Origin of the sequence: Streptomyces sp. XY431 (assembly GCF_001279805.1) — a bacterium.
GTDB classification, from domain to species: Bacteria; Actinomycetota; Actinomycetes; order Streptomycetales; family Streptomycetaceae; genus Kitasatospora; species Kitasatospora purpeofusca.
Genome location: NZ_LGDO01000043.1, coordinates 14,124 through 28,159, shown reverse-complemented (window position 1 = coordinate 28,159; position 14,036 = coordinate 14,124). Strand labels below are relative to the sequence as shown.

13 protein-coding genes and 1 pseudogene are annotated in these 14,036 nt (G+C 73.3%); 4 read left to right on the top strand and 10 right to left on the bottom strand.

Features of this window, described 5'->3' with window-relative positions; all coding sequences use genetic code 11:
- Positions 1-26 precede the first annotated feature (26 nt).
- Positions 27-1,283, bottom strand: coding sequence for a sensor histidine kinase (locus ADK60_RS07095; protein WP_053644135.1), 1,257 nt, complete (start codon positions 1,281-1,283; stop codon positions 27-29).
- 135 nt (positions 1,284-1,418) lie between these two features.
- Between ADK60_RS07095 and ADK60_RS07090 the strand changes: the two are divergent.
- The 3 genes and pseudogenes from ADK60_RS07090 to ADK60_RS07080 all read left to right on the top strand — a co-directional run bounded on the left by ADK60_RS07090 (position 1,419) and on the right by ADK60_RS07080 (position 3,846).
- Positions 1,419-2,313, top strand: a pseudogene (locus ADK60_RS07090) (ABC transporter ATP-binding protein).
- The gene (locus tag ADK60_RS07085; RefSeq protein ID WP_053644133.1) at positions 2,310-3,188 is read left to right on the top strand and encodes an ABC transporter permease; all 879 of its coding nucleotides are present in this window, start codon (positions 2,310-2,312) and stop codon (positions 3,186-3,188) included. The pseudogene ADK60_RS07090 and the gene ADK60_RS07085 overlap by 4 nt, the downstream one beginning before the upstream one ends.
- Before the next feature lie 127 nt (positions 3,189-3,315).
- Entirely contained in the window at positions 3,316-3,846 is a 531-nt protein-coding gene (locus tag ADK60_RS07080) for a DUF4240 domain-containing protein (RefSeq protein WP_053644130.1), read from the top strand.
- Positions 3,847-3,892: 46 nt separating this feature from the next.
- On the opposite strand, the gene ADK60_RS07075 is transcribed toward ADK60_RS07080, so the two are convergent.
- Positions 3,893-4,819 carry a CAP domain-containing protein gene (locus ADK60_RS07075; protein WP_053644128.1) on the bottom strand — a complete coding sequence of 309 codons (927 nt, stop codon included), beginning with the start codon at positions 4,817-4,819 and terminating at the stop codon, positions 3,893-3,895.
- 140 nt (positions 4,820-4,959) lie between these two features.
- On the bottom strand, positions 4,960-5,088 hold the full coding sequence (locus tag ADK60_RS47510) for a hypothetical protein (protein WP_286185258.1): 129 nt from the start codon (positions 5,086-5,088) through the stop codon (positions 4,960-4,962).
- A gap of 272 nt (positions 5,089-5,360) precedes the next feature.
- On the opposite strand from ADK60_RS47510, the gene ADK60_RS07070 reads away from it, so the two are divergent.
- On the top strand, positions 5,361-6,419 hold the full coding sequence (locus ADK60_RS07070) for a phosphotransferase (protein WP_234370976.1): 1,059 nt from the start codon (positions 5,361-5,363) through the stop codon (positions 6,417-6,419).
- Here the strand turns inward: ADK60_RS07070 and ADK60_RS07065 are convergent.
- Genes ADK60_RS07065 through ADK60_RS07035 form a run of 7 tightly spaced genes read right to left on the bottom strand, consistent with a single transcriptional unit; the run spans position 6,409 to position 13,678 of the window.
- A complete protein-coding gene (locus ADK60_RS07065) occupies positions 6,409-7,617 on the bottom strand; it encodes a DegT/DnrJ/EryC1/StrS family aminotransferase (RefSeq protein ID WP_053644124.1) in 1,209 nt (402 codons plus the stop codon). The two genes, ADK60_RS07070 and ADK60_RS07065, sit on opposite strands and share 11 nt — an antisense overlap.
- A 31-nt stretch (positions 7,618-7,648) precedes the next feature.
- A complete protein-coding gene (locus ADK60_RS07060; protein WP_053644122.1) occupies positions 7,649-8,617 on the bottom strand; it encodes a phosphotransferase family protein in 969 nt (322 codons plus the stop codon).
- Positions 8,604-9,572, bottom strand: a complete 969-nt coding sequence (locus ADK60_RS07055) for a Gfo/Idh/MocA family protein (protein WP_053644120.1) — start codon at positions 9,570-9,572, stop codon at positions 8,604-8,606. Before ADK60_RS07055 ends, ADK60_RS07060 begins: the two co-directional genes overlap by 14 nt.
- Positions 9,569-10,213, bottom strand: coding sequence for a nucleoside/nucleotide kinase family protein (locus tag ADK60_RS07050; protein ID WP_053644118.1), 645 nt, complete (start codon positions 10,211-10,213; stop codon positions 9,569-9,571). The genes ADK60_RS07055 and ADK60_RS07050 overlap by 4 nt, the downstream gene beginning before the upstream one ends.
- Complete coding sequence (locus ADK60_RS07045; protein WP_159400335.1) at positions 10,210-11,763, bottom strand: glycosyltransferase family 2 protein; 1,554 nt, start codon at positions 11,761-11,763, stop codon at positions 10,210-10,212. The genes ADK60_RS07050 and ADK60_RS07045 overlap by 4 nt, the downstream gene beginning before the upstream one ends.
- A complete protein-coding gene (locus tag ADK60_RS07040) occupies positions 11,760-12,638 on the bottom strand; it encodes a glycosyltransferase family 8 protein (protein ID WP_053644114.1) in 879 nt (292 codons plus the stop codon). Before ADK60_RS07040 ends, ADK60_RS07045 begins: the two co-directional genes overlap by 4 nt.
- A complete protein-coding gene (locus tag ADK60_RS07035) occupies positions 12,635-13,678 on the bottom strand; it encodes a UDP-glucuronic acid decarboxylase family protein (RefSeq protein WP_079008122.1) in 1,044 nt (347 codons plus the stop codon). The genes ADK60_RS07040 and ADK60_RS07035 overlap by 4 nt, the downstream gene beginning before the upstream one ends.
- Positions 13,679-14,036: the final 358 nt, after the last annotated feature.

Below are 14,036 nucleotides of genomic sequence, written 5' to 3'. Positions count from 1 at the left end.
GGCGGGGGTGGCGGGCGGTGCGGGTGTCATCGGGCGGATCCCTTCAGCGGCAGGCGGGCGGTGACCCGGAAACCACCGTCGGGGCGCGGCGCGGCGGTGAAGTCGCCGTGCAGCAGCGCGACCCGCTCCCGGAGGCCCACCAGCCCGTAGCCGGCGGGGGAGGTGCCACGGCCGCGGCCGCGGTCGCTGATGTCGAGGCCGAGTTCGGCGGGCCGCCGGTGGTCGACGGTGACCCGGCAGGAGGGGGTGCCGGCGTGGCGGACCACATTGGCCAGCGACTCCTGGACGATCCGGAAGGCCGCCAGGTCGACCTCGGGCGGCAGTTGGTGCCGTTCGCCCTGCCAGCGGAGGTCGACCCGCACGCCGGCGGCGGTGGTCGCGGCGGCCAGCCGGTCGAGGTCGGCCAGGCCGGGCGGGGTGTGGGCCGGGACGGAGGAGCCGTCGGTCCCGGGGCCGTCGGCGTCGTCCGCCCGGCGGAGCGCGCCGAGCATCCGGCGCAGCCCGGCCAGGGTCTCCCGGCCGGCGGTCTCGATCTCGGCGAGGGCCTCGCGGGCCCGGTCCGGCCGGGTGTCGAGGACCCGGCGGGCCGCGCCCGCCTGGAGGGCGACGATGCCGATGCTGTGTGCCACGGTGTCGTGCATCTCGCGGGCGATCCGCAGCCGTTCGGCGGTGACCGCCTGTGCCGCCGCCCGGGCGCTCAACGCCTCGGCGTGCTCCCGGGACTGGTGGACCGAGCGGCCCACCAGCCAGGCGATGACGGCGATCAGGATGCCCGCGTCATTGGCGCCGATCCGGGTGCCGGTGAGCAGCAGGCCGCCGCCGAGCGCGGGCGCGAGGAGCAGATGCAGGGTCAGCGCGCCCAGCACCATGGCCAGGGCCGCGCGGGAGGTCCGGCGCGGTTCGGCGGCGGTGACCAGGCAGAGGGCGGTGACCACCGCGAGCAGCGCGGTCGGCGGCAGTTGGAGTTCCCAGCGCCAGGCCTTGGTCTGCGCCACGGTGGCGGCCAGCAGCAGCGCGACGGCGGTGCGGGGCCGGCGGCGCAGCAGGGCGGCGGCGAGCAGGGCGACCGGGGTGGTGAACGCCGCGGTCGCCCAGTCCTGGTGGGCGGCCGGCGGGTCGCCGGGGTTCGTGGCGTCGGTGGTGGTCCCGGGGGGCGGACTGCCGGCATCCCCGAGGGCGGGCGAGAGCAGCGAGAGGCACCACGCAAGCGCGGTCCAGGCACCGGGCGGTACCCGCCGGAGGCGGGGCGGGAGGGTCGGCGGGGGCGCGAGCGTCTCGGACATGCGCCGATCGTACGAGGCGGGGCGGACCGCGGGCATCGGACCGGGGGTGTACGACCAGGGGTGACAGCGGGAGCCGCCGAGGTGTCCTCCCCGGTCGGATGTGCCGGTGGGCGGCCCGGCGGCAGTGTGGAGCACATGATCGAAGTCCACCGACTGACGAAGCGTTACGGCCGCACCACCGCCGTCGACGAGCTCACCTTCACCGTCCGCCCGGGTCTGGTCACCGGGTTCCTCGGCCCGAACGGCGCCGGGAAGAGCACCACCCTGCGCATGATCCTCGGCCTGGACGCGCCGACCTCCGGCGCCGCCACCGTGGGCGGGCGTCCGTTCCGGGAGCTGCCGCGCGGCCTGCGGCACGTCGGCGCGCTGCTCGACGCCGGCGACGTCCACGGCGGCCGCAGCGGCCGTGCCCACCTGCGGGCGCTCGCCCGGAGCAACGCGGTGCCGCGTGGACGGGTGGAGGAGGTACTGACGGAGGTCGGGCTCGAAGGGGCGGCCGGGCCGGCTGGGCATCGCGGCCGCGCTGCTGGGGGACCCGCCGGTGCTGCTGTTCGACGAGCCGCTGAACGGGCTGGACCCGGAGGGCGTGCGCTGGGTGCGCGAGTTGTTCCGGAAGCTGGCCGCCGAGGGGCGGACGGTGTTCGTCTCCAGCCATCTGATGAGCGAGATGGAGCACACCGCGGACCGCCTGGTCGTGGTCGGCCGCGGCCGACTGATCGCGGACGAGAGCCTCGCGGACTTCGCCGCGCGCGGCGCCGGGCAGGGCGCGGGCGCACCGGGTGTCACCGTCCGGACCGCCGGGCCCGGGCCACTGGCGGACGCCCTGCGGGCGGCCGGTGGCGAGGTAAGGCCGGGCGACGACGCCGGCACGCTCCTGGTGACCGGCCTGGACCCGGCCCGGATCGGCGCGCTCGCCCTCGACCACCGCGTCCCGCTGCTCGAACTGACCGCCCGTACGGCCTCCCTGGAGGAGGCGTTCATGGCCCTCACCGCCGACCACGCCGACCACTCCGCCGGAGGACCGCGATGACCACCACCGTTCCGACCGCCACCGTTCCGACCACCACCGGTCCCGCTGCCGGCGCCGGCGCCGCGGACGGTCCGCGGCCCCGCTTCCGGGACCTGTACGCCGCCGAGTGGATCAGGTTCTGGTCGCTGCGCTCCATGCCCTGGGTACTGGGGACCGGGCTGCTGGTCCTCGTCGCCGTCAACCTCAACGCCGCGCGCCACACCTACCTGAACACCGAGCCCGGCGGCCCGCCGCCGGGGTCCGGGAGGGCCGGTGCGGCGCTGAACGCCTCGTTCACCCTGGCGGCCGTGGACCTCCTGATGCTGCTCGCGGTCGGGGTCGGTGCCGCGGTGGTCGTCGCCGAGTACAGCAGCGGCATGATCCGCACCACCTTCTCCGCCGTCCCGGACCGCCGGGCGGTGCTGCTGGCCAAGGCCGGAGTGCTGGCGACGGCGATGCTCGGCCTCGGCACGCTCGCCGCCGGGGCCTCCTTCTGGGCGGCGCAGGCCCTGCTGAGCCGCCGCCACGCCGGGGTGTCGATCGCCGAGCCCGGCGCGCTGCGGGCCGTCGCGGCCGCCGCGCTGCTGGCACCGGTCTGCGCGCTGATCGGCTTCGGCCTGGGGACACTGATCCGGCACGCGGCGGCGAGCGTGGTCGCCGGTGTCCTGGTGCTCTTCCTGCTGCCCGCCTCGTTCAACGAGGACCACGCCTGGTCGGCGGCGATCACGCACGCCATGCCGCTCACGGCGTGGCGGCGGCTGTCCTGGGTCGACCTGACGAACGTGCTGCTCCCGCCCCACCCGGCGACGGTGGCGGGTTCGTGGCTCGCCTACGCGGGGTGGGCGGTGGGGTCCGTGCTGCTCGCGGTGACGGCCGTCCGGCGCCGGGACGTCTGAGCGGGCCGGCCGGGTGGGCGGGTCCGGGCGGCCGGGCCCGGATCGAGGACCGACGGCCGCCGGTTGTCGGTCCTCCGTGCCAGGATCTGTCCCGACCCACCCGAGCACGGAACGGAACGGTACGACCGTGAGCACCATCGACGAGGCACCGGCGGCCGGGCTGCCCCCGCAGCTGTCCCCGCAGCTGTCCTGGGAGCGGTTCTGGCAGCTGGTCGACCTGATCGGCGGCGAGCCCGCGGTCGCCGTATGCGCCACCTTCGACGAGGGCTGCGAGCGGCTCTCGGAGGTGCTCGCAGCCGGTCCGGTCGAGGAGATCCTCGGCTTCGGCGAACGCTTCGCCGAAGCCCTGTACCGCCTGGACCGCGAGGAGTACGGCACCCAGCGGGCCGTCGACCCGGCATACCCCGGGCAGTCGCTGCCGCTGAGCGACGACGGCTTCCTCTACGCCCGCGCCGCCGTGGTCGCCGCCGGCCGTGCCGCGTACGAGCGGGTGCTCGGGGAGCCGGAGCTGTTCGCCGCCCACTCCTTCCGCAGCGGCGAGTCCCTGCTGTACGTGCACGAGGAGGCGTACGAGGCGGCGACGGGCGAGGAGTGGGAGCACGACACCCGCTACGACTACGAGTCCTGCTCCAACCGCGAGGGCTGGCCGAACCTGTAGCGGAGGTCCGGCCGGCCCGTCGCCCGTCGCCCGTTGCCGCCGGGTGTCAGCGGGTGGCGAAGTCGGCGTTCCAGGAGGCGGTGCCCACGCGGGAGAGGCCGACCTCGGTGTAGTCGCCGACCATGATCCCGAGGTGCAGGGAGGAGGCCACCCAGCCGTCGAAGGCGGCGTCGACGGTGGTGGGGCCGTAGAAGGCGATCTCGCCCCAGTTCCGCACGTTGTACCCGAGGCCCTTGGCGATGCCGGCCGAGTCGCAGAAGTGGCCCGAGACATGGCGCTGGTCCATCTGGCCCGCGTTGCACTGGGCGGCCTGGGCCAGCGTCGGGTTGGAGCGGACCGGTGCCTTGCCGTACCGGGCGCGCAGCTCGTTGAGGCGCTGGAGGAACCGCTGCTCGGGCGCGGGCGTCGGCGGCTGCTCGCTGCCGGTCACCAGGTCGAACCGCTGGGACATGGTGCCGTCGCAGGACTCGACGGTGACCTCGCGGTCCTGGCCGTGGTAGGTCAGACAGCGGTTGTCCCGGGCGTTGTGCAGATAGGTGCCGCCCTCTGCGGCGTTCTCCAGGGTCCACTGCTGGTTGTCGCCCGCCCACCAGTGGATGAACTGGGTGGTCCGGCCGTCCCTGGTGTCCATCTCGACCACGCGCTCGGTGCCGTTGACGTCGCGGGTGAGGGCGATCCGCCCGTTGGACCTGTCGGCGAGCCGGAAGCTGGTGGAGCTGTCCCGGTAGGTGCGGGCGACGATCCGGGAGCCCTCGCCGTCCGCGCTGGCCAGGGCGTTGTGGTTCTGGCGGTCCTGGATCGTGATCACCTGATCGGCGGCGGCGGCCACGGCCGCCGGCGCGGCCGCTGCCGGAGCGGCGTCCGCCGGCCCGGCGGTCAGCGCGAGGCCGCCGACCGACAGCGCACATGCGGCGAGCACCGCCCCCGCCGACCGGGCGCGGACACGGGCGGTGCGGGTCGAGGCGTCTTTCACTGGGTTCTCCTACTGCTCGACGGCCCCGCCCCGGTTGCGGGGCGGGCGTGAAGCAGGACACCAGCGGCGTGTTTACAGGACGTCAGCAATCCGTGGACGCCGGGGCGGCGGGGGCGGTGTACCGGTCGTGCAGCGTGTGTCTACGCGGGCGGGCCGGAGTCGCTCCCGTTCCCACCTTCCTGCGCGGCCTCCCCCGTCCCGCTGATCGGCGACCGCTCCTGCTCCAGGATCGAGTAGGTGATCGAGTCGCGCCATACGCCATACGCCATGCGCCATGCGCCTCGAACGAAGACGCGGTCGCGGATCCGGCCGTTGCAGGGAGCGGATCGAGGCGCGAATGGTGTGATGGTCGGCGTTGTCGGCGCACACGACGGCGGTGCGGGCCTGCACCATCGCGGCGCTCGGGTTGCCCGGGTTGTGGCTGGATGTGGCGAGCATGCCCGAGGTTTGAACACCCTGACCGGGGAACCAGGACCCCGGAAGCGGGGTGGGAGGGTCGATCCGTCCTCGCCGGGGCCTGCGCTCCGCTAGCCTCCATCGGGTGACGGAAGCGATGGACGGCGCAGCGTGTGGTTCGCGCTACAGCAAGATCGAGGAGGACCTGGTGGTCCTCGGCGAGTCCTTCGGGCTCGGTGAGATCCAGGCGTGTCGCTTCCTGCCCAACGGCCTGATGAACGGGAACTGGCGACTGGACACGGCCAGGGGCTCGTTCGCGCTGAAGCGGATCATGGACGTGCCCCTGCCGCTCGCTCGCCGGAACTTGGCGGTCCTGGCGGAGTTGGCCGGCGCAGGCGTCCCGGTCGGGCGGCCCTCCACCGCCTTCGCCGGGGAGACGGTGGTGGAGATCGCAGGGCGTGGGTACTGTCTGATTCCTTGGACGGAGGGCGGTCACCGGCCGGGGACCGCGCTCAAGCTGGACGAGGCGACCGATCTCGGTGCCCTGCTCGGTCGGATTCACCAGAACCTGAACTGTGAGCGGACCGCCCGTCTGTTGCCGCCAGGGCCGGAGCAGGTGAGGGCCTCAGTGACCACGGTGGAGGCGGCCCGCAGTGAGGCGGAGCGGTTCCTGGCGCTGATCTCGGCCCTGGAGAGCCCGCTGGCCTTCGATGTCGAGGCGGCCGTAGCCCTGAGCGAGCGCAAGTTGCTGCTCGACAAGTACGGCAGCGAGCACCCCGGCACGGATTCGGTCGGTCCGGTGGGCTGGACGCACGGTGACGTGCAGCACCGGAACGTACTGTGGCACGACGGCAAGATCGCCGGAGTGATCGACTGGGACCGCATTCGCGTGCGCCCGTTCGGCGAGGAGGTCGCCCGCACCGCCACGGTGCAGTTCGGCGGTGAGGACGGCTTCCTCGACCTGGAGCGGACGGCCGCGTTCGTGGCCGGCTACCGGTCCGTGGTGCCGATCCCGGTGGCGGCCCTGGCGGACGCGGTGGAGCGGCTGTGGTGGAAGCGCATGTCGGACTACTGGCAGCTGGTCTTCCACTACGACCGCGACGATCACTCCTGCGACCATCTGTTTCTGCCCGCCGAGCGCTTCCTGGCCTGGTGGAGCGAGCGGCGCGAGGTGGTGCAGGAGGCGTTCGCGGCTATGCCGTGACCAGCGTGCGGACCAGCACGGCGGCGAGGGCCTCGCCGACCTGCTCCATGTAGTCCGGGGCGGGGATCTGCGGCACCTTGAGGATGATCATCTGCCGCATCGCCTTGTGGAAGTTGGGCAGCTCCTCGCTGGTCGGCGGCCGGTAGGGGCTGCGGGCCACGTGCGGCCAGAAGCGCGCGGCCAGCTCGGGGCGCTGGAGGAGTGGCGCCTGTGTCCAGTCCTCGTACAGGTGGCGGACGGGGATGCCAGCGGCCTTGAACCGCTTGCTCAGCTCGGCCGGGTCCGGCACGCGGACGCTGACTGTCAGCGGGGTGCCGTACCAGCCGCGCACCGACAGCTCGCCGATCGAGGGCCAGGTGACGGGCGCGTCGCACTCCTCCAGCACCTTGCGGAGGGTGGCGAGGTTCTGTTCGGCGGCCAGCATCCGGTCGGGCAGTGATCGCAGTTGCTGGCGGGCGATGACGGCGGACAGGGCGGGCATCCGGTACTTGTAGGCGGCGCCGGTGGTGGCGAGCGGCTTCAGCTCGGGGAGGGTGAGTTCGTCGGCCAGGCGGGCGGGGTGGTGGCCGAGGGTGAGGGCGCGCTCGTAGACCTTGCGGTCCGTGGTGGTCAGGATGCCGCCTTCGCCGCCGGAGACGGACTTGGACTCCTGGAGGCTGAAGCAGCCGGCCGCACCCCAGGAGCCGACCGTGCGGCCCTGGTAGAGGGCTCCGTGGGCGTGCGAGCAGTCCTCGACGATCGGCAGGTCGGTGGCGGCGGCGAGCTGGTCCATGCGGGCGGGGATGCCCCAAGTATGGGTGGCGAGGATCGCGGAGCAGGCGCCGGCGGCCTCGGCGACGGCGGTGGCAGCGATGTTCGGGCTGTCCGGCTCGATGTCGCAGAACACGGGGTAGCTGCCGGCCTGGAAGACGGCGGTGATGGCGGAGACCCAGGTCATCGGGGAGACGGCGACACCGGCCTCCGGGCTGGCGCCGACGGCGTGGAGGGCGGCGTGCAGGGAGGCGGTGCCGGAGTTGAACGACAGCGCGTGGCGGGTGCCGGTGAGGCGGGCGAAGGCGGCTTCGAGGGCGTTGGTGGCCGGGCCTCGGTTGATCTCGGAGAGGTGGCCGTCGTCGAGGAGCTTGAGGACGGCGTCCTTCTCGGCCTGCCCGTACTTGGGCTCGCGGGGGAACGGGAGGGTGACGGAGGGGTCGTTCACGGGTGTCCTTCCGGGCAGGAGCTGGGCGGGGTTACGGGCGGCGGGGCGCGTCGGAGCCGGCGTCGGGGGTGATGCGGGGAATGGCGGAGAGGAGGCCGTGGTCGAGGTCGTCGAGGTCGGCCTGGAGCTGGACGGCCCGCAGCCGGACCATGTCCTGCTCGTCGCAGGAGGCGTGGAAGTGCAGCAGCGAGTAGGCGATGCGAAGGCGGAACAGGACCAACGGCAGCAGGCGGTCGGCGGGGATTGGGCCGTCGAAGTAGCTGTCGAGCAGGGCCTCGGTCATCGGGGCCGGTTCGCGTAGGGACCAGCCGGCGAGTTCGGCCAGCGGGTCGCCGCCGCGCACGCTCTCCAAGTCGACGACGCCGGTGATCTGCTGGTCGTCGGTGAACAGGTGCCGGCCGACCCAGTCGCCGTGCAGGAGCCGGGGTGTGCTGCGGGGCAGGCGGCCCGATCCGACGTCGAGGATGAAGCGGGTCCGGTGCAGCAGCCGAGGCAGGTCGAGGCCGTCGACGCTTGGGATGTTGCGGGGCGTGAGGCTGAGGAACCAGCCCTGGATGGTGGCGTGCTGGCCGATGCCGTGGCCGTCGAGCTGGCCGAAGCTGCCGACCTCGATGGTGTGCAGCCGCCGGAGCACCTCGCCCGCGCACCTCGCCGCGTCCAGGTCCTGCGGCGTGGGCGGCTCGGCTTCGATTGGGCGGCCGGGGCAGCGGGTCTCCACGCACGCTTCCCGGCTGTGCCACAGGATCTTGGCGGCCGGGATACCGGCTTCGCGCATCCGGGCCGAGGCCCAAGCGGCGGTCGGGTAGCGCGAGCGGCTGCCCGCGCGGCGGACCTTGACGACCAGCTGGTGGCCGTCGCGGGTGGTGGCCGCGAAGGGGAGGCTGTCGGTGCCGGACTTGAGCGGGGCGAAGTGCGCGTCGGTGGCGTCGAAGCCCGCTGCGGTGAGCGCGTCGACCAGCAGCGGGTGCGGGTGGCTGATTACGGTGTCAGGGGCGGGCATTGGGCACCTCCGGCACGGGGACGGGGCGGCGGTGGGCGGCGGAGGCCAGGGCGGCGTCCAGCAGGGCGATGGAGGCGAGGTTGCCGACGGAGGGCACCGGCAGGCGGCCGTCCTGGTGGAGGGCGTCGACCATCGCGGTGATGCACCGCTGGTAGGCGGGCGGCCCGGTCTCGGGCGTGTCCCGTTGGCGGTTGGGGTCCGGGGCCCACCGGGCGGCGAAGCCCCGGCCCTCGACGCGCCAGTCGCCGTTCGCGTCGGTTCGCAGGGCCGGGTCGGCGATGTACCCGCCTCGGTAGGTGAACAGGGAGCCGTCGGCGAAGTGGACGGTGATCGCGGCGATCGAGCTGTGGGCCGCGAGGAAGCCGGTCATGGTCTCGGTGCAGGTGACTTCGGTGGGCGGTGCGGTGATCAGCGCGCGGACCTGGTCGAAGGCGTGGACGGCGAGGTCGGTGGTGACGGGCAGGTGCTGGCCGGTGCGGAAGCCCGGGCCGGGCAGGGTGACCAGGGTGTCGGCGGTGACGGCGAACGGCGCGTGTCCGCCGGAACGGACTGCGTCGGCGAAGGCGAGGAAGTCCGGGTCGGCACCCCGGTTGTGCATGACGGCCAGCAGCAGGCCGCGCTCGCGGGCGAGGTGGACGAGGTCGAGGGCGTCGGGCAGGTTCAGGGCCAGCGGCTTCTCGGTCAGGACGTGCAGGCCCTGGGCGAGCGCCGAGCGGCTGACGGGGTAGTGGAGTTCGGGCGGGGTGAGGTTGACGACGACATCGGCCTCGGCCTGGGCGAGCGCCTCGGGAAGCGTCGTGGCGACGGCCGGGCTCAGCCCGTAGCGGGCGGCGAGCACCCGCGAGGCCTGCTGGTCGGGGTCGACGAGGGTGGTGATCTCGATGCGGCCGTCGGCGAGCAGGGAGCGGACCCAGCGGCTGGCAATGGCGCCACAGCCGATGATCGCGGCCTTCACGACGCCTCCTTGAGCGGGTGCCGCCCCAGGGCCGGGCTTGGCCGGTGCTGGGCGGCCTGGTGGCGGTGGACGTGGTCGAGGGCACGGGCGGTGAGGTCGTCGAGCGAGCCCTTGGCGGCGTCGAGCAGGACGACGGCCGGGGCGAGCGGGTGGGCGAGGTAGGAGTTGAAGTGCTCGCTGAAGTGGCGGTCGTAGAAGATCGTCGGCATGCCCTTGCGCAGGCGGGCCCGGCGGGCGAGCACGTCCGAATCAGCGGTGAGCACGATCGTCAGGTCGGGCATCGCCACCGGCCTGCTGGTGACCAGGCGCCGGGCCTGGTCGTCGCAGTCGAAGCCGTGCATCCGGCCGACGGCGTGGGCGTGGGCGAGCAGGGTGTCCACGGTGCGGTCCAGGATCACGTCCCGGCCCTCGGCGAGGGCTTGCCTGGCCCGGGCGAGCCGCAGGTCCTCGATGTCCAGGAACTGGGCGATGTTGGCCAGCTGGTGCTCGGCCGTGAACGGCTCGGGGGCCGGCAGCAGGGTGGGGTCGGGGCTGGCGTGGTAGTAGCAGGGGATGACGGCGGGCCGGTTCAGGTGGGGGGCGAGCTGGGCGGCCAGCGTGGTCTTGCCGACGCAGCTGACGCCCTCGATGCCGAGGATCACGCGAACTCCCTGTCCGTGGTGGTGGATGGGGCGGTGCGGCGGTTGCTCTTGGGGGCGAGCGCGGTGAGCCGGGTGCCGGTGATCGCCCAGCGGCCGAGGGCCATCAGCGGGCCGACGCTCTTGAGCAGGAGCCCGGCCAGCGTCTCCTCGCTCCGCACGGCGGTCTCCCGCCCCGTCAGGGGGCGACCTTCGGCCGCGGCGAGTGCTCGGACCGGTGCGACGGTGGCCGCCCAGAGTGCCGTCGCAGCCGCCGCCCGGACGGGCAGGCGCGTGCGCGGGCCGAGCGTGAGGGCCAGGCAGAGCGCGGTGGCGGGCGAGACCAGCAGCCACGCCAGGCCCCGGTAGGCGCCGATGGTCAGGGCCGCCGCGTGGTCGCGGCGGCGGCCGTGGCCTTCGGCGTGCCACCGGGTGGCGCACTGCGGGTAGTCGAGGTAGCTCTGGAACCAGCGCTCGCCCTGGGCCAGCAGCTCGCTCACGTACTCGGCCGCCGGCACGGTGGTGGTGAAGGGCAGGCTGTCCACGGGGATGCCGTCCAGGGTGAGCCGGTAGCCGAAGGCGACGTCGTCGAGGACGGTGAAGGTGGGCAGCCCGCCGACCTGCCGGAAGACGTCCATGCGAACGAGGAGACCGTGGCCGACGGTCTGGGCCAGCCCCGGCAGACCGGAGCTGGTGTGCGGGCGTCGGGCGGCATCGGTGTACCGGCGGAGGTTGGGGATCTCGCGGCGCAGGGTCCACAGGGTCTGGGCGCGGGCGGCGCCTCGGCACAGGCTCCGCTCCCACCAGGTGCCGGCCGCCCCCTGGGTGGTGAAGCGGGCGGACTGCTGCACGACGCTCGGGAGTTCGCCGTCGTCGGCCAGGCGGCGGGCCAGGAACGCGGCGGTCCGCTCCAGCAGCTCGCGGCTCGGACGGGAGTCCACGTCGTAGACGGCGATGTACTCCTGGCCCGCGGCGGCGAGCTGTTCGACGGCGGCATTCACCTGTGCGGCCTTGCGCCCGTCGCCCCGGTAGTGGACGTGCCTGACCAGGGGGTCGGACTGCGGAAGGCGAGCGAGTTCCGCTGTGACGACGTCCGCCGTGGTGGGGAAGCCGGACAGCACCTCGGCCGCCAGGGCGCCGGTCAGCGAGCCCTCGCCGGCGGCGGTCAGGGCCGCACCGAGGGCGGTCAGCTCGTCGCAGGTCAGCTGTGGGAAGCGCTCCACCGTGAGGTCGGCCGCCGTCGCCCCCGCCAGTCGGGCGGCCAGGTGATGCCGCTCGGCCTCCTCGCGGGCGGTGGTCACCAGGGTCAGCGTCGAGCCGGGGAGGTCGCGCAGGAGAGGGACGAACCAGGCCAGCGCGGCGGCGATCTGCTGTTGCTCTCGCAGCACCGGCACGATGACGTGCAACACCATCGGCTCCGCCAGCGCCTTGAGATTCCCGGTCGGCGCGGGCCGGTCGGCCCAGGCCAGCGTCCGGCGGACCTGCCGCAGCCCGTTGACGTTGCGCCCGGCCACGGAGGCGGCGATCCACCAGGCCGGGCTTCGCCACAGCGACTTGTACCCTCTCGTGTTCACTCGGTGCTGCCGTCGGCGACGTAGTCGTGGAACAGGCGGTAGGTGTCCCGGAGCTGGCCCGCCGGGTAGCTGTCCTGCCAGGGCTTGTCGGGGCCGGCGAAGTGCACGAGTGCAGCAGTCGTCTCGTCCTGGAGGAGCTGGGCGAGCGGGCTGTCGGCCTCGGCGTAGTGGATGAAATCGGGCTGCGCGGCCTGCGGCGACATCGCGAAGGTGTTCCAACGCCGCTCCAGACGCTGCCAGTTGTCGTCGACGGCCCAGTTCAGGGCGTCCTGGTCCCAGAACCGGACCTTGTCGGGGTGCTCGGACAGGAACTGCCGGGAGCGGTCGAAGACGCCGAGCCGCTGGCAGCGGTCGACGTCAAGGAGCATGACCCCGCTGTTGAAGTAGTCCCGGCCGTAAGGAACACCGAGCTCGCCCCAAGCGGGCAGCTGGATGCCGCGGCCGACGACCGGGTTCTGCGGGTCTCGCACCGCACCGATCGGGCGCCCGTCCAGGGACTGCCGCAGCAGCGGGCGCAGGTCACCGAGCACCAGGGTGTCGGCGTCCAGGTAGAGCACCCGGCGTTCGTCGGGGATGACTTCGGGGATGGCCAGGCGCACGTAGACGGCGCCGCTCACCCAGTCGGAGACGGGGTAGCGCGGGTCGGTCATCGGTGCCGGCCGCAACTCGGTGGCGAGGCCGATGCGGTCGGCGTCGCGCCGGATCGCCGTCCGGTTGGTGTCGCTGATCTGCTGGTCGAGGACGATCAGGCGAAGTTCGCCGACGGTGCCGGGGTGGGCGGCGGCGATCGAGTGCATCAGCGTCCGCAGCGGGCGGGCGTATCCGTCGTCAACCCCGCAGACGATCGCGGGCAGCGGGCGCGTGGAGACGTTCACGAGGCGCTCCTTCCGGCGGTGGCAGTGGACTGGCGGGGGAAGTGCTGCTGGGCCCAGTCGAGGGTCTGGCGCAGGCCGTCGCGCAGGTGGGTGGTGGGCTCCCAGCCGAGGTGGGCGCGGGCGGCGGTGATGTCGGGGCAGCGGCGCTTGGGGTCGTCGGCAGGCAGCGGGACGAAGGTGATCTCGGACGTGGAGCCGGTCATGGCCCGGATCTCCTCGGCGAGCTGCAGCATGGTGATCTCGTGCGGGTTGCCGAGGTTCACCGGGCCGGGATGGTCCGAGGTGGCGGCGGCGAGCAGACCGGCGACGGTGTCGGCGACGAAGCACAGCGAGCGGGTCTGGCTGCCGTCGCCGGCAACCGTGATCGGCTCGCCCGTCAGTGCCTGCTGGATGAAGGTGGGCACCGCGCGGCCGTCGTCGGCACGCATCCTCGGGCCGTAGGTGTTGAAGATCCGCACGATCCGGGTGGGGGTGCTGCCGGTGCGCTGGAAGCAGGAGGTCAGGGCCTCGGCGTACCGCTTGGCCTCGTCGTAGACGCTGCGGGGGCCGACCGGGTTGACGTTGCCCCAGTACTGCTCGGGCTGCGGGTGGACGAGCGGGTCGCCGTACACCTCGGAGGTCGAGGCCAGCAGGAACCGGGAGTGCTTGGCCTCGGCCAGCTCCAGGCCGTTGAGCGTGCCCATCGCGCCAACCTTCAGCGTGGCCAGCGGGTGGCGGGCATAGTCCAGTGGCGAGGCGGGCGAGGCGAGATGGAAGACGAAGTCCACGGGGCCGACCACCGTGAAGGGCTGGGTCACGTCGTCGGCCTGGAGTTGGAAGCCGTCGGCCGAGCGCAGGTGTGAGAGGTTGTCGAGGCGGCCGGTCAGTAGGTTGTCGATGCCGACCACCTCGGCCCCGAGGTCCAGCAGGCGCTCGCACAGGTGCGAGCCGATGAACCCGGCGGCGCCGGTGACGACCGCGGTGCGACGGGCGAAGACGGCGGGTTCGGGCGAGGCAGCCGGATCGCGCGGGAGAGGCTGTGGTTCTGGCAGGCGCGGCACGAGGTTTGTCCTCCAAGTCGTCAGGCGGGCGCTGGCTTCGATGCAGGCAGTCGCGGGAACGTGGGCTAAGGCTTCAGCCGGCCGGGTCGTGATCGGGAAGGCCGTGCGGACGTGCCGCGACCGGATGGTGATGCTTGGCTGGTGATCGGCGGCAATCCTGAGCACTGCGATCGTGGCCAGGTGTCTGAGGCCCCACAGCAGTGTTGAGCGCCGAGTGCCCAGACCGAACCGAGCGCCGTCCTAACGGGGATCGTGGTGCCTGCCCCGGTGACGTCTGGCGGTCTCGGGCACGGCGAACTCCTAGCGTTAGGAGGGAAGATGGAGAGTTCTTGCAGCTCAGGCGCTTGAGGTGCACGGC